The sequence below is a fragment of the Frateuria terrea genome, assembly GCF_900115705.1.
GTDB classification, from domain to species: Bacteria; Pseudomonadota; Gammaproteobacteria; order Xanthomonadales; family Rhodanobacteraceae; genus Frateuria_A; species Frateuria_A terrea.
The window spans coordinates 41,766-62,028 of the sequence record NZ_FOXL01000006.1 but is presented as its reverse complement, the minus strand read 5'-3'; the positions used below and the strand labels follow the sequence as shown (position 1 = coordinate 62,028).

Here is a 20,263-nt window from a genome sequence, read left to right as displayed (position 1 = left end):
TTGGCTCGCCTGCGGCGGGCTTCCGATCGCCTGCCGGCGCTCGGGTCACTTTTCTTTGCTGGACCAAAGAAAGTACCCAAAGAAATGGCCTGTCTTCAGCCCGGGGCGGGAAAAGAGCTAGGCGCCTCTGCGCCTTGATGGGTCGGTCTGTTGCTCTTGGAGGAGCTGCAGCGGCTATACCGCGGGCGCTCGGGAGCTGAGGCAAGGGAGTGTTCGTTTATATGGGCGAGCCGCGCGCGCTGGAAACGCGGGGTGTGCGCTCCCTCTCCCCGCCAGGGAAAGGGTTGGGGTGAGGGACCGGGGCTCGCGGAGATGCCTGCGAGAAACGGCTATTCACTGCAACCGTGCCGGTGGCTGGTCCACAATGCCCGCTCCCCGAAGGCGACGCTCTCCCATGCTCTTTCGCTGGTTCGAATCGCTGATCGACCCGTTCAAGGAGCCGGCCGATACCATGCCGCCGCGGCCGGTCGGGCGCTTCTACCTGTTCTACCTGCGACAGGTGTGGCCGATGTTCGTGGCGGTGCTGGTGGTCGGCTTTTTCGTCTCGATCATCGAGGTGTCGCTGTTCGCCTTCATCGGCCGCCTGGTGGATATGGCCAAGGTCGCCGAGGGCGCAGCGTTCTTTCGTCAGCACGGCCGCGAGCTCATGTGGATGGCGTTCGTGGCGCTGATCGCGCGGCCGGTGTTCAACTCGCTGCACGACCTGCTGGTCAACCAGGCGATCGTGCCGAACGTGACGGCGCGCATCCGCTGGCAGAACCACCGTTACGTGATCCGCCAGAGCCTTTCGTTCTTCCAGAACGATTTCGCCGGGCGCATTGCCAACCGCATCATGCAGACCGGCAGCTCGCTGCGCGAATCGGCAGTGCAGATCGTCGATGCGATCTGGTACGTGGCGATCTACACCGGCAGCGCCATCGTGATGTTCGCCAAGGCCGACGCCTGGCTGGCCGCGCCGCTGGTGCTGTGGCTGCTGCTCTACGTCGCCACGCTGGCGTTCTTCATCCCGCGCACGCGGCAGCGTTCGTGGAAGGCCTCCGAGGCGCGTTCGAAGCTGATGGGGCGCATCGTCGACGGCTACAGCAACGTGCTCACGCTCAAGCTGTTCGCGCACACGCGGCGCGAGGAAATTTACGTGGCCGAAGCACTGCACGAGCAGGTCGACAAGACGCGCGCGATGACCCGCCAGACCACTGCGATGGACGCCACCATCACCACGCTCAACGGCTTCCTGATCGTGGGCACCTCGGGCCTGGCGTTATGGCTGTGGAGCCATGGGCAGGTCACGGTCGGCGCGATCGCCCTGTCGACCGGGCTGGTGATCCGCATCAACAACATGTCCGGCTGGATCATGTGGGTGGTCAACGGCATCTTCGAGAACATCGGCACGGTGCAGGACGGTATGGAAACCATTGCGCAGCCGCGCACGGTGCAGGATGCGCCCGATGCCATGCCGCTGGCCGTCACGCGAGGTGACGTGCGCTTCCAGGACATCCACTTCCACTACGGCAAGGCGGGGGGTGTGATCGCGGGGCTCGACCTCACCGTGCATGCGGGCGAGAAGATCGGCCTGGTCGGACCTTCCGGTGCGGGCAAATCCACGCTGGTCAACGTGCTGCTACGGCTGTACGACCTGGAGGGCGGGCGCATCCTGATCGACGGGCAAGACATCGCCCGCGTTACCCAGGAAAGCCTGCGCTCGCAGATCGGCGTGGTCACCCAGGACACCTCGCTGCTGCACCGCTCGATCCGTGACAACCTGCTCTATGGTCGCCCGGACGCGACCGAAGCGCAGATCGCCGAAGCGGTGCGCAAGGCGCGCGCGGACGAATTCATCCCCACGCTCTCCGATGGCGAGGGCCGGCAGGGGTATGACGCCTACGTGGGCGAGCGCGGGGTCAAGCTCTCTGGCGGCCAGCGCCAGCGCATCGCCATCGCCCGCGTGCTGCTCAAGGATGCGCCGATCCTGGTGCTGGACGAGGCGACCAGCGCGCTCGATTCGGAAGCCGAGGCGGCGATTCAGGAAAGCCTGGACCTGCTGATGCAGGGCAAGACGGTGATCGCCATCGCGCACCGCCTATCGACCATCGCGAGGATGGACCGGCTGGTGGTGCTGGACCGGGGCCGCATCGTGGAGAGTGGGACCCATGCGCAGCTGATCGCACACGGCGGTCTGTACGCGCGGTTGTGGGAGCGCCAGACGGGCGGTTTCGTGGCGGCGGAGGACGCGCTGGCCTGAGCGCGTCGCGCGCAGCTCCCGGGAGCCTGGCCGGCCGGCTTCCGCCGACCGGAAGGTGCCGGCACCGGTGGTTGGGTACCTGCCTCGAAAGCTCAGTGCCCGTGCGCGCGGGCCTTCTTCACAAGCGCCCTGGCATCGGACGAGCCGGTCAGGCTGGCGCTGCCGTCCAGGCTGGCCGCAGAGTCGCCGGCTTGGGTCTGCTTGAGCAGGCCACCGAGGCCGAGGTTCGACGTGCTGCTGGCATCGCCGGCGGTGGCGGCATCGGCGGTCGTGCCCATGCCCATGCCTGTGTTCGAGGGTGCGCCCGTGGTGGACACGCCGGCCTGTGCCCAGCCCCGGACGCCGTTGCCGGCGCCGGTCGGGGTGACCTGGGCGAAGGCCGGGAAGGCAAATACGCAGGCGGCTGCAATAGCGGCAAACGGGATCGTGCGCATGGGAGGCTCCGGCGAATGGGGGATGCCCGACACTAGGCCGCGGTGCCCGAGCGCATTCTGAATCCGCCCGGCACCGCTTAAGCGGGCGGACAGATCACTGAACCTGCGGATGTCGACGGGAGGTGAAGTGGCATCCGCGAGTTTCCTGGTCTGAGGTTCGTGCTCAGGCGATGGCGCATGCCGCCTCGGCAGTCAGCGCCTGCACGATGGCCGCCGCCGCTTCCCGGCCGTCATGCACTGCACGCACCACCAGATCAGCCCCTCGCACGTTGTCGCCGCCAGCGAACACGCGCGGGTGCGTGCACTGGAACGGCAGCCGCCCTTCGCCGCCGACCGCCAGCCGGCCGTCGCCATGCAACTGCAGCCCGTGTGCCGCGGTCCACGCAGGCGGGCTGGGGCGAAAGCCGAAGGCCTGGATCACCACATCGGCGCGCAGCTCGGTTTCCGTGCCCGGCAGGTTGCGCGGTGACAGCCGCCCGCGGCCATCGTCGGCCAGTTCGGTGGCGATCACTCGCACCGCACGCACGCGCCCGGCTTCGCCCAGCAGCGCTACCGGCTGGCGCTGGAACAGAAAGCGGACGCCCTCCTCGCGGCTGTAGCCGACCTCGCGCGCGGAGCCGGGCATGCTGGCCTCGTCGCGCCGGTAGATGCAGCTGACCGAGGCCGCGCCCAGGCGCAGCGCAGTGCGGTTGCAGTCCATGCCGGTATCGCCGCCGCCGAGCACCACCACGTGCTTGCCGGACAGGTCCAGCGCGGCGGGCGGCGGGGCGTCGTCGAGCAGGCGTTCGACGTTGGCGACCAGGAACGGCAGCGCGTCGTGCACGCCGACCAGTTCGCGGCCGGGCAGCGCGCCGTCGACGAACGCGTAGGCGCCGGTGCCGAGGAACACCGCGTCGTAGTCCGCCAGCAGTTCGCCGAAGGGAATACCGGCGCCGATCTCCACGCCGAGGTGGAAGCGCACGCCCATGCCTTCGAGTAGTGCGCGTCGCTTGCGCACGACTTCCTTGTCCAGCTTGAACGGCGGAATGCCGAAGGTGAGCAGGCCGCCGATCTCGCGCTGGCGATCGAACACGTCCACGGCCACGCCGCTGCGGCGCAGTCGGTCGGCGCAGGCAAGTCCGGCCGGTCCGGCGCCGACTACCGCCACCCGATGGCCGCGCTCTCGCACGTGCGAAAGATCGGGCCGCCAACCCAGGCGCAAGGCCTCGTCGGTGACCCAGCGTTCCACGCCGCCGATGGTCACCGCGCCGAAGGCGGTCTGCTCCAGCGTGCAGGCGCCTTCGCACAGGCGATCCTGCGGGCAGACGCGGCCGCAGATCTCCGGCAGCGGGTTGGTCTCGTACATCAGCGTGGCCGCATCGAGGATGCGGCCTTCCTGTACCAGCTTGAGCCACTGCGGGATGTGGTTGTGCACCGGACAGGCGTGCGCGCAGTACGGGTTGCCGCAGTCGATGCAGCGGCCGGCCTGGCCGGCCGCCCCGGGCGGCGCGAAATCGCCGGCGATCTCGCCATAGCCGAGCACGCGGATGGTCACCGGCAGGGTGCGCGGCGGCTCGCGGGGGAGATCGAGGAACTGGAAGAGCTTGTCGGTCATGCGATGCTCGACTTTGTGCCGGTACCGGTGTTGCCGACTCGCGCAGGCCGACGATGGTGATGAAGGGCCGGGGAGCATCGTGGCGAGCCCCGGCCCCTCACCTCAATCCTCTCCCCCATCCTTGATGAGTGACGAGTGAGAGGAGGCGAACGCAGAGAGCCGCCATTCGACCAGAGCGGGCTCATGCCGCGCTCCGTAGTTCGTCGGCCAGCGCGGCCAGGGTCGCGGCCTTGGGCTTGACCAGCCAGAACTTGTACTGCAGCCCGCGGAAGTCGCGCAGGATGCGTTCGCCCCAGGCGCTGCCGGTATGCGTCACGTGCCGTTCGATCAGCCGGCGCAGGTGCTGCATATGGTGCTCCATGCCTTCGGGCGAGATGCGCAGCAGGTCCACCAGTTCATGGTTGTAGCAGTCGACGAAATCGCGCTCGATGTCCAGCACATAGGCGAAGCCGCCGGTCATGCCAGCTCCGAAGTTGAGGCCGGCCTTGCCCAGCACCACGACCACGCCGCCGGTCATGTACTCGCAGCAGTGGTCACCGGCGCCTTCCACCACCGCCAGCGCGCCGGAGTTGCGCACGGCGAAGCGCTCACCGGCGCGGCCGGCGGCGAACAGCTCGCCGTCGGTGGCGCCGTACAGGCAGGTGTTGCCGATGATCACCGCGTCCTGGCTGGCGAACGCCGCATCGGCCGGTGGCCGCACCACGATGCGCCCACCGGCCATGCCCTTGCCGACGCCGTCGTTGGCCTCGCCGGTCAGCGCGAGGTGCAGGCCGTGGGCGTTCCATGCGCCCAGGCTCTGCCCGGCGCTGCCCTCCAGTTCCAGTGTGATGGGTTCGGCAAGCCCCGCATCGCCCCAGCGCCGCGCGATGGCACCGGACAGGCGTGCGCCGACGGCGCGGTCGGTGTTGGCGATGGCATACCTGAAGCAGCCGCCCGCACCCAGTTCGACCAGCGGCGCGGTGTCGGCCTCGATCTGTCGCGCGAGCGTGGCGTCGCCGCGCTGCGGATTGCGCGGCAGCACGCAGGCGCTGTCCACGCCGGCACCCAGTTCACCGAGCAAGGGCGCGAGATCCAGTCGCCGCTGCACCGGCGTATGGCCTTCCAGCTGTGCGAGCAGGTCGGTTCGCCCGACGATCTCGCTCAAGGACCGCGCACCGAGCCGCGCCAGGTGCGCACGCACGTCCTCGGCGAGCAGCCGGAAGTAGTTCGCCACCATCTCCGGCAGCCCGGTGAAGTGTTCCGCCCGCAGCACCGGATGCTGCGTGGCCACGCCGGTGGCGCAGTTGTTGAGGTGGCACAGGCGCAGGTACCTGCAGCCCAGAGCCACCATCGGCCCGGTGCCGAAGCCGAAGCTTTCGGCGCCGAGCAGCGCCGCCTTGACGACGTCCAGCCCGGTCTTCAGGCCGCCGTCGGTCTGCAGGCGCACGCGGCCGCGCAGGTCATTGCGGCGCAAGGTCTGCTGCGTCTCGGCCAGGCCCAGCTCCCACGGCGTGCCGGCGTACTTGATCGAGCTGAGCGGGCTGGCACCGGTGCCACCGTCATGCCCGCTGACGGTGATCAGGTCCGCGCCGGCCTTGACCACCCCGGCCGCCACCGTGCCCACGCCCGCATGGCTGACCAGTTTCACCGAGACCAGCGCGTGCGGATTGACCTCCTTCAGGTCGTGGATCAGCTGCGCAAGGTCCTCGATCGAATAGATGTCGTGGTGCGGCGGCGGCGAGATAAGGCCGATGCCCGGCTTGGCGTAGCGCAGCCGCGCGATGGTGGCGTCGACCTTGTGGCCGGGCAGCTGGCCGCCCTCGCCGGGCTTGGCGCCCTGGGCGATCTTGATCTGCAGCACCTCGGCATTGACCAGGTACGCCGGCGTCACCCCGAAGCGGCCGGAGGCGACCTGCTTGATCTTGGACATCTTCTCGGTGCCGTAGCGCGCGGGATCCTCGCCCCCTTCGCCGGAGTTGCTGCGCGCTCCGAGCCGGTTCATCGCGATCGCCAGCGCTTCGTGCGCCTCCGGCGAGAGCGCGCCCAGCGACATGCCGGCCGAGTCGAAGCGCTTGAGGATGACCGCGGCCGGCTCGACCTCGTCGAGCGGAAGCGGCGTGCCCAGTGGCTGCGGCGCGAGCAGGTCGCGCAATGCCGAGGGCGGGCGGTGGTCGACCGCGTCGGCATACGCGCGCCAGTGCTCCGTTCGGCCGCTGCGCACCGCCTTCTGCAGCGTGCCGATCACGTCCGGGTTGTACATGTGGTACTCGCCGCCGTGGACGAACTTGTACAGCCCGCCCATGCGCAGCGGGCGCGCCTGTTCCCACGCCTCGGCGGCGAGTACCCGCTGGTCGGCCTCCAGCTCGGCGAAGCCGGCGCCGCCGATGCGCGAGGCCGTGCCGGGAAAGCACAGGTCCACCACCTCGCGCGACAGGCCCACGATTTCGAACAGCTGCGCGCCGCGATAGCCGGCGATGGTGGAGATGCCCATCTTGGAGAGGATCTTCAAAAGTCCCTTGCGGATGCCGCGGCGGTAGCTGCGGCCGATCTCCTGCCGGTCGGCGCCGATGCGGCCCTCGTGGCCCAGTTCGAACAGGCTCTGGTAGGCGAGCCACGGGTAGATCGCGGTGGCGCCGAACCCGACCAGGCAGGCGAACTGGTGCGGGTCCCGCGGCGTGGCGGTTTCCACCAGCAGGTTGCACTGGCAGCGCAGGCCGTGTTCGACCAGGTACGCGTGCACCGCGCCGACGGCGAGCAGGGCGTGGATCGGCAGCGTGTCGCGGGCAGGATAACGGTCGCTCAGGAATACCAGCGCGTGTCCGACGCGCACCGACGCGGCGGTCTCGCGGCAGAGCCGGCGCAGCGCCGCTTCCAGGCCTTCCCCGGGCGCGTACATGAGGTCGAAGCGTGGCGTGCCTTCGTACTGCGGCAGCGCCAGCAACTGGCGCAGCTTGCGCTGCGAGAGGATCGGCGAGTTGACCAGCACCTGTCGCGCATTCCCGGGCTTGAGTTCCAGCACGTTGCCCTCGGGCCCGAACTGGGTCACCAGCGACATCACCAGCTTCTCGCGCAACGAGTCGATCGGCGGATTGGTGACCTGCGCGAAGGCCTGGCGGAAGCGGTCGAACAGCGGACGCACCTGATGCGACATGGCGGCGATCGGCGTGTCGTCGCCCATCGAACCGGTGGCTTCGGCTTCCAGTTCGGCGATCACCTTGAGCACGCTTTCGCGCTCTTCGCGGGTCAGGCCGTAGAGCTTCTGATAGCGATGCAGCTCCTCTGGCGGCAGTGGCTCGGCGGCGAGCGAGGGGTCGATCAGGTCCGATTCGAGGTAGCTCACCCTGGCGCGCAGCCAGTCGCGGAACGGCGCGCGTGAGCGGTTGATGGCATCTATGTCGGCATCGCGCAGCAGGCGGCGCTCCACAAAGTCCACCGCGAGCATCTCGCCCGGACCCAGGCGCCCCTTGGCCACGATGCGCGAGGCGGGCAGATCCCACAGCCCGGCCTCGGAGGCGACGATCAGGTGGTTGTCGTCCGACAGCGCCCAGCGCGCGGGCCGCAGGCCGTTGCGGTCCAGCGTGCAGGCGGCATGGCGGCCATCGCACATGACCAGGCCGGCGGGGCCGTCCCAGGGCTCGCTGTGCAACGCGTAGTACTCGTAGAAGCCGGCCAGGTCCTCGTCCAGGTTCTCGCGCGCGGCGAATGCCGGCGGCACCAGCACGCGCATCGCGGCCAGCAGATCCAGCCCGCCGGCCAGCAGCACCTCCAGCGCGTTGTCCAGGCTTTCGGAGTCCGAGCCGTCCTGGCGCACCAGCGGGCCGAGGTCCGACAGATCGAGCAACGGCGAGCGCAGCACCGCCGCGCGCGCCTGCATCCAGCGGCGGTTGCCGCGGATCGTGTTGATCTCGCCGTTGTGCGCGAGCAGGCGGAACGGCTGGGCGAGCCGCCACTGCGGCATGGTGTTGGTGGAGAAGCGCTGGTGGAAGACCACCGCATCGCTGGCCAACGCCGGATGGCGAAGATCGGCGTACACCTCGCGCAAGCGCCCTGGCGCAGCCATCGCCTTGTAGCCGATCACCTGTGCGGACAGGCTGACCACGTAGAAATGCGGGTCGCCAGCCAGGACCAGCTCGGCGCGTCGGCGTGCGCGGAACAGGGCGCGTTCGAACGCGTCTGCGGCCATCTCCGGCGCGGCATCCACGAACAGCTGGCGCACCCGCGGCTGCGCTGCAGCGGCGAGCGGGCCGCAGGCCCCCGGTTCAACCGGCACTTCGCGCCATCCGGCGACGTGCAGCCCCTCGGCGGTCACATGCGCTTCCAGCACGTCCGCACCCTGTGCGTCAGCCGGGTCGAGGAACACCAGGCCAGCGGCGAAGAGCGTGGTCGGCGCGAGTCCCGCTTCCGCCGCCAAGGCGCGCAGCCAGGCGGCCGGTTGACGGATGAGCACGCCGCAACCGTCGCCGCTGATGCCGTCGGCATTGACCCCACCGCGATGCGAAAGCCGCGCCAGCGCGGTGAAGGCGGTGTCGACCAGGGTGGCGCTGGCGCGGCCGTCGATCTGCGCGACCAGGCCAAAGCCACAGCTGTCGTGCTCGAAGGAGGGATCGTAAAGGGAGGTGACGCGAGACCCTGGCATGGCACCTGCTCGGCCCGGCAATAGGGCACGCATGCGTGGTCAAACTCGTGGGCATGCGCGAACGACTCCACTTGAGCATAAATGATGCGATGCGTCAAACGCGGACGGATAGACGGCCAAGTGGCTCGATGAGCAGGTCGAGTGAAAGGGAGGAGCCATCCCGTGCATTGAGGGCCAAGAAGCAGGAACGGCAAGCACCTGCCCGTGCGCTTATCATCGTGTGCGGCAAAGAGGTGAAGAACTTTTTTGGGTCGGTGGATGGTGCTGTGCAGGTGCACAAAAAAAGAGCCCCTGGGCGGGGCTCTTCGTTTGCTCGCTTGAGCGGTAAGCGTCAGTGGCCGTGTGCGTCCGCCCGGGCTCGGACGTTCGCGTCAGCGCCGACCGAGGTTTCCGTGGCCGTGCGTCCGGCAGCGTCGCTCGCGTGTCCAGTGCGATCAATGGCTGCGTGCGCACTATCGTCGACCCGGTCGCCAACGCCTTGCGCGGTGCCGGCGGCGCGGTCGACAGCCGTTCCTGCATCGACGCTGGCGCCTGCGCGGACGCCGGTGTCCGCATGGGTGCGGTTGCTCCCCTGCGCATCGGCCGAGCCCTTCGCGCCGACTTCTGCGTCGGTTCTGCCGTGGCGGTCGAACGTGTCGCGGGCGTGGCCGGTGGCGTGGCGCGCGTGACGCTCGGTGCGTGGCAGTGCCTGGTCCGCGTGCCGGGTAAGCTGGCCCGGCGCGGGCAGGGTCCCGTTCGCGCCGGCAGCCAGACCCGCGCCGACCTGGCCTGCACCGCCAAGGCTGACCTGGGCCAGTGCAGGCAGGACGGCGAACACGCTGGCGCCAATCAGAGCAGCAAGCAGAGTCTTATGCATGGAATGCCTCCAGTCTTGGGAAACCGCAAACGCGTTCGCGGTCAACCCGACCCTAAGGAGGCCTTGCCGACCCCAATCTGAATACGCCGGTGTCCGCTTAAGCGGACGGACAGATGGCTGAATGCCGATCTGTCCAGGCGGGGTGAATGCCTCGTGGACGCCCTGGGCGTCAGGGATGCGCACCGTAGGCGCCGGCCGTCGCCTGCGGTGGCCGACCGTGCGGGTCGGCATGGTTCGCTGCCACCAGCGGCGGAGGCATCAAGGCGTCCAGCTTGCCCTTCATGCGCAACACGGCCACGCTGGCCATGTCGTGGTCGATAGTCTGCTGTTCGGCGGTCAGTTCCGGCTGCGGAGCGCCGGGCGCAAGGGTGAGTTCGGCCAGTTGCGGTGCCAGGACCTGGGTCAGTGCGAAGTAGGGATCGCCATGGATGCCGGCCGTCTCCAGCAGCTTGCCCGGCAGCATCCACGCGGCAAGGCTTTCGCGCTTGGCCGGACTCGGATTGCGCGGATCGAGCAGCAGCCACACGCCGGGTTCGCTGAGCATGTCGCCGCCGTCGACGAAACCGGTGACGTTGAAACTGTTGGTCAGCGCAGGCAGGTGGTCGCCGTAGAAAAGCAGCAGCGTCGGCCGTCCGCGCGCGGCGAGCAGCTTTGCCAGGCGGCCGAGTTCGGCGTCAGCATGTTCGGCGTGGTAGAGGTAGGTCTGCAGCTCCTGCCGGTCCCTGCCGGTGATGCCGGCGGGCACCGGAATAGCGTCGCGCGCGGCGACGTCCGCCGGCGGCACGTCGTAGGGCCCGTGCGCCTCGATGCTGATCGCGAACAGGAACTGCGGCGGGCCGGCGTCCTTCAGCTGCGCCATGATCTCGTCGGTCATCGCGCTGTCGGCCATGTACTTGCCGTCGTTGGGCGCGTTCTTCGGGAAGGACGATTGCGATACGAAACGGTCGAAGCCGATGGCCTTGAACGCGGCCGTGCGGTTCCAGAAGGCCGGGTCGTTGCCGTGGATCGCGGTCGTCGCGTAGCCATGCGTGCGCAACGTGCGCACCAGGCTCGGCACCACCTTCTGGTTGAGCGTGAGGTAGGGAAACTGCAGTTCGTCGAAATAGCGCAGCGACAGTCCGGTGAGCACCTCGAACTCGGTGCGGATGGTGCCGCCGCCAAAGGTCGGTACGTGCAGCGGGCCGCTCACGCCATGCGTGGCAAGCCGGTCGAGGTTCGGCGTGAAATGGCTGTCCTGGTAGCCGCGCATGATGCGGGGATCGAAGAACGATTCGCTCTGCACGACCACGATGTCGGGCCGTTCGCCGTCGGGCGAGGAGGCCGCCAGGTGCTGGCGCAGCGCGTCGCGGCTCTGCGCGATCAGTGTCTTGGCGGCGGCGGGGTCTGCCTTGTGCTGGCCGTGCCCGTATTGCAGGTGGTACAGCATCAGCGAGCTGACCAGGCCCGAATGGTTGGCCGTGGTGGAGGCCGACCACGGCTCCAGCCACAGCACGCGCGCGTTGTACAGCTTGGCCCATGCGCCCATCCCGGCGAGCAGGCTGGCCAGCAGCACCAGCGTGACGGTGCCGGCAACCAGGCGCTTGCCGCGCGTGCGGCGGGCGAACAGCGGCGGCTCCAGCCGCCACAAGGCGACGATCAGCGCCATGCCTGCCAGCAATCCGAGGTACGGCCAGGGACTATGCGGCAGGTAGCCCACCAGCAGGTGCGCGCCGCCCTTGCGCAGCTGGTCGACCATCTGGAAATCCGCCGGCATCAGCGGATTGCCCAGATTGGCCACCTTCAGCGCATTGATCTGGTAGAGCAGCCCCTCGAAGAGCAACACCAGGCCGAAGGAGAACACCAGCCGGCGCGTCAGCGCGAGCAGCAGCCAGGCGGCCAGCAGGCCCGGCAGGGCGTTGGCAAGGGGATAGCGCGCCTGGTCGAAAAAGCGCAGCGGCGTCACGCCCACGCCGCCGTCGATCAGCCCGGTCAACAGCACGAAAGCCAGGCTCATCAGCACGACGGCTGCCGCGCGCGCGGCGAACGGGCGCCAGTGCGGTGTCGAGGAGCGGTCCGAGTAACGCATGGGATGTCTGGCTGGGGAGGGGAAGCCACTGTAATCGGCCGGAAATGAATCGTGTGTTGGGCCGGCCGATGGCGGTAGCTGGCGGTTCATGCGCCGCCGGGCTGCGGCACAATGGCCGGATGAGTGCCCCTGAAAGCCCCGCGCTACGTGCGCTGATCGACGACCGCTACGCCGAGCTGGCCGCTCGCTGCCGCGCCGCCGGCATCGCGCTGCACGACGACGCCGGCGTGGCCGAGCGCATCCGCCGCACGCTCGCTGCCAGCGATTTCGCATTCGAGGCCTGGCGGCGCCAGCCGCAACTGCTCGCACCGGCCGGGCTGGAGCGTCTGCGCGCGGCCGGCGACGCCGGCGCACGCGTCGGCGCGCTGGCGTTGCCGGACGATGAAGGCGCGACGTTGGCCACGCTGCGCCGGTTCCGCCAGGCCGAGGCGCTGCGGCTGGTATTCCGCGACGTCAATGGGCTGGACGACCTGGCCGAGACCCTATCGGCCACCAGCGTGCTCTACGAGGCTTTGCTGGGCGCAGCGCTGGGCTGGTCCGAGCGCGCGCTGGCCGCGCGCTATGGGCAGGCGCGCAACGACGAGGGCGCGCTGCAGCGGCTGGTGGTCATCGGCTTCGGCAAGCTCGGTGGCGCCGAGCTCAACTTTTCCTCCGACATCGACCTGGTGTTGGCCTACCCGCACGGTGGTCACAGCGACGGCGCGCGACCGCTGGACAACAGCGAGTACTTCGTGCGCCTGGGCCGCCAGCTCGTGCGCCTGCTCAACGAACCGACCGACGAGGGCATCTGTGCGCGGGTGGACCTGCGGCTGCGCCCGTTCGGCAATGCCGGGCGCCTGGCGCTCTCCTTCGCGGCGATGGAGCAGTACTACCAGGTGGAGGGCCGTGACTGGGAACGCTACGCCTGGATCAAGGCGCGACCGGTGGCCGGCGACCGCGCCGCAGGCAAGCAGCTGCAGGAACTGCTGCGCCCGTTCGTCTACCGGAGGTACCTCGACTACACGGCCTTCGCCGGCCTGCGCGAGATGAAGGCACTGATCGACGCGGAGGTCGCGCGCAAGGACCTGGCCGACAACCTCAAGCTCGGTCCGGGGGGCATCCGCGAAATCGAGTTCATCGTGCAGCTGGAGCAGCTGATCCGCGGCGGGCGCGAGCCCAGCTTGCGCGTGCGCGGCCTGCTGCCGGCGCTGGCCGCCTGCGAGGCGCGTGGCCACATCGGCGCCGCGCGCGCCAAGGCCCTGCGCGAGGCCTACCGTTGCCTGCGCCGTGTCGAGAACCGCGTGCAGATGCTGCGCGACGCACAGACCCACGACATACCCGACGACGCGCTCAGCCGCGAACGCATCGCCCGCGGCCTGGGGCATGAACACTGGGAGGCGCTGGAAGGCGAGCTGGTGCGCCACCGCGGCATCGTCAGCGAGGAATTCGCCAGCGTGCTGATGCCCGCCGGGGGCCGCGCCTCGCGCGTGGCCGTGGCCGACACGACGCTGTGGCAACAGGCCTGCAACGGCACCCCGGAGGCCGAGGGGCTGGAGGCAGCCGGCTTCGTGCCCGGCATCGAGGCCGCCGAGGCGCTCGCCAAGCTGCCGCAGGCGGCCTCGGTGCGTGCCATGTCGCCGCGCTCGCGTGAGCGGCTGGATCACCTGATGCCGCACCTGATCGCCGCCGCCCGTGCCAGCGCCGCGCCGCTGCCGTGCCTGCTGCGCCTGTGCCGGCTGGTGCAGGCGGTGGCGCGCCGTTCGGCCTACCTCGCGCTGCTGGAGGAACAGCCCGCCGCACGCGGGCGACTCGCGCGACTGTTCGCCGACAGCGCCTTCCTGGCCGAGCGGGTGATCGCCCAGCCGTTGCTGCTGGACGACGTGCTCGACCCGCGCATCGACCAGCTGCCGCTCAAGCGCGCCGACATCAGCGCCGAGATCAGCCGCGTGCTGGCCACGCTGGACGAACGCGAGGCGGAGGCCGAGCTCGAGCGCATCAACGAGTTCAAGGCGAGCATCGCCTTTCGCCTGGGCCTGGCCTTCAACGATGGGCGCGCCGACGCGGTGGCCACCGCGCGACGCCTGGCCGCACTGGCCGGCTCGGTGGTCGAGGCGGTCACTGCGCTGGCCGAGCGCGAACTCATCGCGCAACACGGCCGCCTGCCTGGCGAAGGTTCGGGTTTCGCCGTGCTCGGTTACGGCAGCCTCGGCGGCGAGGAGCTGGGCTTCGCTTCTGATCTGGACCTGGTGTTCGTGTTCGATGGCGCGCGCACGCAGCTGGGCAGCGACGGCGCGCGGTCGATCGATGGCGCGCGCTGGTACCAGCGCCTGGCCCAGCGCGTGATGAACTGGCTGACCATCCTCACCCGTGCGGGGCGACTGTACGAGGTCGATACGCGACTGCGTCCGGATGGCTCCAAGGGCCTTCTGGTGAGCAGCCTGGAAGCGTTCGATGCCTACCAGCGCAGCCGTGCCTGGACCTGGGAACACCAGGCGCTGTTGCGCGCACGCACGGTGGCCGGCGACGCAGCGCTCGGCCAGGCGTTGGGCGAGGTGCGCCGCGAGGTCCTCGCAGTGCCGCGCGCACGCGCGGCGGTGCTCGCCGAGGTCAGCCAGATGCGCCAGCGCTGGCGGGCCGAACGGGATCGTTCGGACGCGGCGCGGTTCGACCTCAAGCAGGGGCAGGGTGGTTTGCTGGATATCGAATTCGCGCTGCAGGGGCTCGTGCTTGCGCATGCCGCGGCCCATCCTGGGTTGCTGGCCCAGACTGCCAATGCATCCCTGATCGACGCGTGCCATCGCTTCGCCCTGCTCGACGAAGGCCAGGCCAATATCCTGGCCCGCGTCCACGCCGAACTGCTGAAGCGCGCGCTGGCCTGCACGCTCGACCTGCGCCCGCGCATTGCACCACGCGAACCGGCGCTGGAAGCGATGTGCGCCGAGGTGCGCGAAGTGACCACCGCCCTCGGTTTCGACTTCGCCTAGGGTCTCCGGGAAGAGCGGCCCGCCCCGCGTTACCGCAGTCCGAGCCGTTGCCGCACGGTCGCCGCGATGCGCTCGGTTTCGCGCAAGGGCGGCTGCCGGTCGGGTGCATCCGCGTCCAGCGGATGCAGCAGGCCGGCCTCGCGCAGGGTGTGGTGGAAGCGGGCGTGTTTGCCCGGCAGCGGGTCGGGGGCGAAGGTATGTACCGCGCAGCCGACGGCGCAGGCTTCGGAAAGCATGTTGACCGAATCGGCGGTGACGACCAGGCGGTCGGCCCAGGCGAGCACGCCGGGGTAGGGATTGGGGCCGTCGGCGGGTCCTGCCCAGCGCAGGCCGGGAATGTCGTCCGTGGCGTTGCGGAGTGCGCCGGCCAACCGGGGTGGCGTGCGGCGCGAGGCCAGCACGAGCAGGCTGCCACCGCGGCGCCGGTGCATCGCGCGCAGGCCGTTGACGAAAGCCTGCGTCCAGGCATTGTCCATCGCGAGGCCACGGCGCGGGCCGCCGAGCAGCACGCCGATGCGCGGCGCCGGTAGTTCGGCCAGCTGCGGCCAGGCATCGCGCGCGTCGGAGAGCCATTCCTCGTCGACCGGGTTGAGCGAGCCCAGTGGCGTGAGCACATTGGCCCCGGCCAGCCCGTCATGGCGCGGCGCGACCACGACGTCCCAGTGCTTCGGATCGATGCGCGGATCGAGAATCTGCACGGTACGGGTGACGCCGTCCGACCACGTCCGCAGCATTCGCGTGAACAGCGCCGCGGCGCGTCCGCAGCCGATCGCCACGCGCGGCCACGGCGCCGCGAGCCGCGTGCGGTCGGCTCGCACCAGCGCCATTTCGCCGCCGAGCACCAGCCGCGGCGCCAGCCATGCCCACGGTCCGCGCGGCTCGAGCAGCAGCGGTCGCACCGGCAGGCCCAGTCGCTCGGCCAGCGCCAGGGCTTGGCGCTGGTTGCCGGCAGCCTGGTCGGTGATCGCCCAGCATTCCTCGCGCAGTGCGTTCACGTGACGCGACCCTTGGCGATTGTTGGCGATTTCTGCACGCTGGGTTCCCCGTTCCACACCCGACCATCCACGCCCTTGGGCTTACACTTGCAGATCGCCCGCGCCGGACGGCGCGCCATGACCGCAAAGGATACCCATGAGCGAAGTGCTTTCCGAGGCCGCCCTCGACCAGCTGTTCCGCGATGCGCGCACCTATCGCCGCTCGGCCGAGGCCTGGCTGGACAAGCCGGTCAGCGACGCCCAGCTGCGTGCGATCTACGACCTGGCCAGGCTCGCGCCGACCAGCGCCAATTCCTCGCCGGCGCGCTTCGTGTTCGTGCGCTCGCCCGAGGGGAAGGCAAGGCTGGAGCCGGCGCTGGACCGGGGCAACCTCGCGCAGACGATGGCCGCGCCGGTGACGGTGATCGTCGCCGCCGACCACGCCTTCTACGAACATCTGCCGCGACTGTACAAGGAGTCGCCGGATGCGATCGGCTGGTTCGCCGGCAAGCCGGCCGCCATCGAGGCGACCGCCTTCCGCAACTCCAGTCTGCAGGGCGCCTATCTGATCATGGCCGCGCGCGCGCTGGGACTGGACTGCGGCCCGATGTCCGGCTTCAACAACGTGCTGCTGGACGAGACCTTCTTCCCCGGCTCGCAGGTGCGCTCCAACTTCCTCATCAACATCGGCTACGGCAACCCTGCCGTGCTGCGTCCGCGCGAGGACCGCTTCACGTTCGACGAAGCCTGCCGCATCGTCTGAATCCCCACAGGAGTTACGCATGCGTACGTTCAAAGCACTTCTCTTGACCGGCCTGCTCGGCGCCGCGGCGCTCGCCCAGGCTGCGCCGGCCACCTACACGCTCGACCCGCACCACACGATGGTGCTGTTCAGCTGGAGCCATTTCGGCTTCTCCCATCCCACCGCCGAACTGGGCCTGGGACAGGGCACGCTGGTGTTCGATCCACAGCATCCGGAGCAGGCGCGGGTGGAGGTGACCTTGCCGATGTCCGGGCTGGACACGCACGTGCCGGCGCTCAACGAGCACCTGGCCAAGCCGGATTTCTTCGATGTGGCCAGGTACCCGCAGGTCACCTACAAGAGCACCAAGGTCGAGCCGCTGGGCAGTGACCATTTCCGCATCACTGGCGACCTCACCGTGCACGGGGTGACCAGGCCGGTCGTGCTCGACGCCATGCTCAACAGGATCGGCAAGCATCCGATGAGCGGCACGCCGTCGATCGGCTTCGACGCCACCGGCACGCTCAAGCGCTCGGATTTCGGCGTCTCGGCATACGTGCCCAACGTAAGCGACGAGATCAGCCTGCACATCACCACCGAAGGTTCGGTGGTGAAGTAGGGCTCACTGTTCGGATGGAAAGGGAAGCCCGCGCCACCATGGCGCGGGCTTCGTCATTCGGGGATGCCGGCCCCATCGGTACGGGCGTGCGGGGCTGTCAGTGCCGTGTCACGCCTTCCTCGCGCATCGACTCCAGCTTGCCCAGGTCGACGCTCGCCACGGCCTGCTTGAGGTCGTCGATGCTGGCGGCCCCTCCCTGCGCCTTGACCGTGAAACGCTGACCGACCACGACGCTGTATTCACCGCTCTTGGACTGGTCGTCCCACGCTTCATGGGTCAGCCGGCCGCCGGCGGTGTAGGTCTTGTCGTAGCCATGATCGGTGCTGCGTTCCTCCTCGGGCGCCATGGCACCGGCCATCGCCATCAGGCCCTTGGCCGTGCCCATGTCGGTGACCTCCAGGGTGACGTTGCGGCCGCTGCCGTCGCCGTACTCGGCGTGTGCCTCGGTCACCTGCATGCCCATCGCGTTACTGCGCTGGGCCGAGCTGCTGGTGCGCTTGAGGCCGAGCAGGGTCTCGGGCAGGAACGCCTTGACCTGCTCGGTGGACAGCGCCTGCACGCTGCCGTCGTTGCCCATCGCCGCACCCATCATCCTGCCCATCGCGGCCTGCTGGGCGGCGCTGTCGCCGGACTTCTGCGCGGCTTCCATTTCCTTGCTGGCCTGCTCGGCACGCTCGCCCATCGCCGCCAGCCTGCCCAAGGCACTGTTGGGGTCGACGGTGACGTTGTCGCCGCTGGTGCTGCCCAGGTGCGTGCCGGTCATGGCGGCGCCGGTATACGCGGCGGTGCCGATCACGCCGACGACGATCAAGCTGACGATCCAGCTCAGCACGATGGCGATGATCACGGTCAGCGCGGTGTAGCCGCCGGCTTTCTCGGACGGACACTTCATGGTGAAGGGCAGGCCCAGGTACAGCAGGTAGATGCCATAGACGGCGCCGGCGATGGCGATCAGCCAGCCGATCCACGGGATGATCACGGCGATGCCGGCGATCCATGCCGCGGTCCACGCGTAGGCCACGGTCTTGAGCGCCTGCACCATGTCCTTCTGGCCGTTGAAGGTACCGGCCAGCACGTTGATGATCAGCGCCACCACGTAAGCCACCGCCAGCGACAGCACGTACCTGAGCACCATGGCGCCGAGGCCGGTGGCGATCGGCATGCGCACGACCACGCCGAGGAAGCCCGTGCCGATCAGGCTCTGCTTGATGAACGTGGCGATGGCGGGAAGCGCGGCGATCCAGATGATGTAGCCGGCATACAGGCTGCCGACGCTGGCCGGCTCGGCGGCGGCGATCGGCCATTCGGTCCGCGGCGTGACGAGGATGGCTTTGGCGCGCGCGATGGTTTTTCCGAAGTCCATTGAAATTCCCCTTGCGACAGGATGAATTGGCGACGGATGCCGTCGGCCAGGCCACGGCCGTCAGCCTGGCGGCCTGCCCATCCACGGTCGTCCCCCCATGGCGCCGCCCGCCCCTTCGGACGCCGCCGGCGTACAGTTGAGGCCAACTGCGCGGGGAAGTCCAGTGCGTCCCGCCGGGTTCGCCGGGGCCGCCCGGGCACGTTCCGGTGGGGCGCCCTGCTACCATGCACGGTTTCGATGCCCTTCCTGGAGCCTGCCATGTCGCGCCCCCTGTCCGAGGCCGCGCCGATCCCGGCGAATGCCGAAAATCGTTACGAAGTGACGCGCAGGGACCTGCCCTTGTCCTGTCCGATGCCGGCCATGTCGCTGTGGAATTCGCATCCGAAGGTCTATCTGCCAATCGTCGAGGACGGCGGCGAGTCCGTCTGTCCCTACTGCGGCGCGCATTACGTCCTGCGCGACTAGCCGGCGGCCTGCCAGCGGGCCCTGAACGAGCGGCGATCGGCACGATCGCTGCTTGGTTCTGTGGATGAAGGCCACCCAGCAACCCCTCATGTCTGCCGTCGTCACCTCCCCCCGGCGTCTGGTCGTCGTCCAGCTGATCCCGGCGCTGCATACGGGAGGGGCGGAGCGTTCCACGCTGGAGGTTGCCCGCGCGCTGGTGGCGGCGGGTCACCGCTCGGTCGTGGTCTCCGCCGGCGGCCGCCTGGTGGCCCAACTGGAGGCCGAGGGCAGCGAGCACATCAGCCTGGATATCGGCAGCAAGTCGCCGCGCACGCTGTTGCGCCTGGGCGCCTTGCACCGGCGGTTGCGCGAGCTGCAGCCAGACATCGTGCACGCCCGTTCGCGGCTGCCGGCGTGGCTGGGCTGGTGGGCGTTGCGGGGGCTTTCGCCGCGGCCGCATTTCATCACCACCGTGCACGGGCTCAACTCGCCCGGCCTCTACAGCGGCATCATGCTGCGCGGGGAGCGGGTGATCGCCGTGTCGCAGACCATGCGCGACTACGTGCTCAGCCACTACAAGTGGCTTGACCCGGCGCGCGTACGGGTGATTCCGCGCGGTATCGACCCGGACGCGTTCCCCTATGGCCATCGCCCGGACGATTCCTGGCAGAAGGCCTTCTTCGCCGAATACCCGCAGCTGGTCGGGGCGCCGTTGCTGACCCTGCCGGCCCGCGGCACGCGATTGAAGGGCCACCACGAGGCGATCGAACTGATCGCCGAGCTCAAGCGCCGCGGCATCGAAGCCCGGTTGCTGCTGCTGGGCGTAATCGAACCGGGCCGCGAGGCCTACGTGGAGGAACTCCGCCGGCTGATCCGCGAGCGCGGCCTGGATGCGCAGGTGGTGTTGACTGCGCCGCGCAACGACATGCGCGACATCTACGCCGTTTCGGCGCTGGTCCTGCAGTTGTCGACCCGGCCCGAGTCGTTCGGGCGCACGGTAGTGGAGGCGCTTTCGCTGTGCCGCCCGGTGCTCGGCTATGCGCACGGCGGCGTCGGCGAACTGCTGGCCGAACTGTACCCGGCAGGCCGTGTGCCGCTTGGCGATCGCGAGAAGCTGGTCGAACGCGCGGCCGAGCTGCTGCGGGTGGCTCCGCCCATCCCGATGCTGCAGAGCTACCGGCTGTCGGACATGCAGCAGGCGGTGCTGGCGCTGTACGCCGAAGTCGCGGGCTGAGCAGCTGGTCCTAGCCGCTCGCGTTCGTTGGGCGCGTGCCTGCGGGCTTTTCTCCCTGGGGAATCCGGTTGAGGGCTGCCCTCGCAGGGATGCCGGGACTGCCGTGGCCGTCCCCTACAAT

13 protein-coding genes are annotated in these 20,263 nt (G+C 69.4%); 6 read left to right on the top strand and 7 right to left on the bottom strand.

Annotation, left to right across the window (positions count from 1 at the left end; genetic code table 11):
- The first annotated feature begins 394 nt into the window (after positions 1-394).
- A complete protein-coding gene (locus tag BMZ38_RS11600; protein WP_091337603.1) occupies positions 395-2,239 on the top strand; it encodes an ABC transporter ATP-binding protein in 1,845 nt (614 codons plus the stop codon).
- A 92-nt stretch (positions 2,240-2,331) separates the two neighbouring features.
- Here BMZ38_RS11600 and BMZ38_RS11595 read toward each other — a convergent pair whose 3' ends face one another.
- The 5 genes from BMZ38_RS11595 to BMZ38_RS11575 form a co-directional block, all read right to left on the bottom strand.
- Entirely contained in the window at positions 2,332-2,673 is a 342-nt protein-coding gene (locus BMZ38_RS11595) for a hypothetical protein (RefSeq protein WP_091337601.1), read from the bottom strand.
- A 163-nt stretch (positions 2,674-2,836) separates the two neighbouring features.
- Entirely contained in the window at positions 2,837-4,267 is a 1,431-nt protein-coding gene (locus BMZ38_RS11590; RefSeq protein ID WP_091337600.1) for an FAD-dependent oxidoreductase, read from the bottom strand.
- Between the two features lie 181 nt (positions 4,268-4,448).
- Entirely contained in the window at positions 4,449-8,882 is a 4,434-nt protein-coding gene (gene gltB / locus BMZ38_RS11585) for a glutamate synthase large subunit (protein WP_091337598.1), read from the bottom strand.
- A 331-nt stretch (positions 8,883-9,213) separates the two neighbouring features.
- On the bottom strand, positions 9,214-9,738 hold the full coding sequence (locus tag BMZ38_RS11580) for a hypothetical protein (protein WP_091337596.1): 525 nt from the start codon (positions 9,736-9,738) through the stop codon (positions 9,214-9,216).
- 169 nt (positions 9,739-9,907) lie between these two features.
- Positions 9,908-11,803 carry an LTA synthase family protein gene (locus BMZ38_RS11575; RefSeq protein ID WP_091337594.1) on the bottom strand — a complete coding sequence of 632 codons (1,896 nt, stop codon included), beginning with the start codon at positions 11,801-11,803 and terminating at the stop codon, positions 9,908-9,910.
- A 119-nt stretch (positions 11,804-11,922) separates the two neighbouring features.
- Between BMZ38_RS11575 and glnE the strand changes: the two genes are divergently transcribed.
- Entirely contained in the window at positions 11,923-14,766 is a 2,844-nt protein-coding gene (glnE, locus tag BMZ38_RS11570) for a bifunctional [glutamate--ammonia ligase]-adenylyl-L-tyrosine phosphorylase/[glutamate--ammonia-ligase] adenylyltransferase (protein WP_091337592.1), read from the top strand.
- A 29-nt stretch (positions 14,767-14,795) separates the two neighbouring features.
- On the opposite strand, the gene BMZ38_RS11565 is transcribed toward glnE, so the two are convergent.
- On the bottom strand, positions 14,796-15,761 hold the full coding sequence (locus BMZ38_RS11565) for a mitochondrial fission ELM1 family protein (RefSeq protein ID WP_091337590.1): 966 nt from the start codon (positions 15,759-15,761) through the stop codon (positions 14,796-14,798).
- A gap of 136 nt (positions 15,762-15,897) precedes the next feature.
- Here BMZ38_RS11565 and BMZ38_RS11560 point away from each other — a divergent pair, with 136 nt between their 5' ends.
- Together BMZ38_RS11560 and BMZ38_RS11555 are read left to right on the top strand one after the other, a co-directional pair.
- Entirely contained in the window at positions 15,898-16,503 is a 606-nt protein-coding gene (locus BMZ38_RS11560) for a malonic semialdehyde reductase (protein WP_091337588.1), read from the top strand.
- 19 nt (positions 16,504-16,522) lie between these two features.
- Complete coding sequence (locus tag BMZ38_RS11555) at positions 16,523-17,101, top strand: YceI family protein (protein ID WP_091337586.1); 579 nt, start codon at positions 16,523-16,525, stop codon at positions 17,099-17,101.
- A 97-nt stretch (positions 17,102-17,198) separates the two neighbouring features.
- On the opposite strand, the gene BMZ38_RS11550 is transcribed toward BMZ38_RS11555, so the two are convergent.
- Positions 17,199-18,464, bottom strand: coding sequence for a Yip1 family protein (locus BMZ38_RS11550; RefSeq protein ID WP_091337584.1), 1,266 nt, complete (start codon positions 18,462-18,464; stop codon positions 17,199-17,201).
- Positions 18,465-18,722: 258 nt separating this feature from the next.
- On the opposite strand from BMZ38_RS11550, the gene BMZ38_RS11545 reads away from it, so the two are divergent.
- Both BMZ38_RS11545 and BMZ38_RS11540 read left to right on the top strand, forming a co-directional pair.
- A complete protein-coding gene (locus tag BMZ38_RS11545; protein WP_091337582.1) occupies positions 18,723-18,929 on the top strand; it encodes a zinc-finger domain-containing protein in 207 nt (68 codons plus the stop codon).
- A gap of 88 nt (positions 18,930-19,017) precedes the next feature.
- Positions 19,018-20,142, top strand: a complete 1,125-nt coding sequence (locus BMZ38_RS11540; RefSeq protein ID WP_091338354.1) for a glycosyltransferase — start codon at positions 19,018-19,020, stop codon at positions 20,140-20,142.
- The last annotated feature ends 121 nt before the right edge of the window (positions 20,143-20,263 follow it).

Coding starts and splice junctions, on each gene's coding strand:
- BMZ38_RS11600 (WP_091337603.1), top strand. CDS start 395: ATGCTCTTTCGCTGGTTCGAATCGCTGATCGACCCGTTCAAGGAGCCG.
- BMZ38_RS11595 (WP_091337601.1), bottom strand. CDS start 2,673: ATGCGCACGATCCCGTTTGCCGCTATTGCAGCCGCCTGCGTATTTGCC.
- BMZ38_RS11590 (WP_091337600.1), bottom strand. CDS start 4,267: ATGACCGACAAGCTCTTCCAGTTCCTCGATCTCCCCCGCGAGCCGCCG.
- gltB (WP_091337598.1), bottom strand. CDS start 8,882: ATGCCAGGGTCTCGCGTCACCTCCCTTTACGATCCCTCCTTCGAGCAC.
- BMZ38_RS11580 (WP_091337596.1), bottom strand. CDS start 9,738: ATGCATAAGACTCTGCTTGCTGCTCTGATTGGCGCCAGCGTGTTCGCC.
- BMZ38_RS11575 (WP_091337594.1), bottom strand. CDS start 11,803: ATGCGTTACTCGGACCGCTCCTCGACACCGCACTGGCGCCCGTTCGCC.
- glnE (WP_091337592.1), top strand. CDS start 11,923: ATGAGTGCCCCTGAAAGCCCCGCGCTACGTGCGCTGATCGACGACCGC.
- BMZ38_RS11560 (WP_091337588.1), top strand. CDS start 15,898: ATGAGCGAAGTGCTTTCCGAGGCCGCCCTCGACCAGCTGTTCCGCGAT.
- BMZ38_RS11555 (WP_091337586.1), top strand. CDS start 16,523: ATGCGTACGTTCAAAGCACTTCTCTTGACCGGCCTGCTCGGCGCCGCG.
- BMZ38_RS11550 (WP_091337584.1), bottom strand. CDS start 18,464: ATGGACTTCGGAAAAACCATCGCGCGCGCCAAAGCCATCCTCGTCACG.
- BMZ38_RS11545 (WP_091337582.1), top strand. CDS start 18,723: ATGTCGCGCCCCCTGTCCGAGGCCGCGCCGATCCCGGCGAATGCCGAA.
- BMZ38_RS11540 (WP_091338354.1), top strand. CDS start 19,018: ATGTCTGCCGTCGTCACCTCCCCCCGGCGTCTGGTCGTCGTCCAGCTG.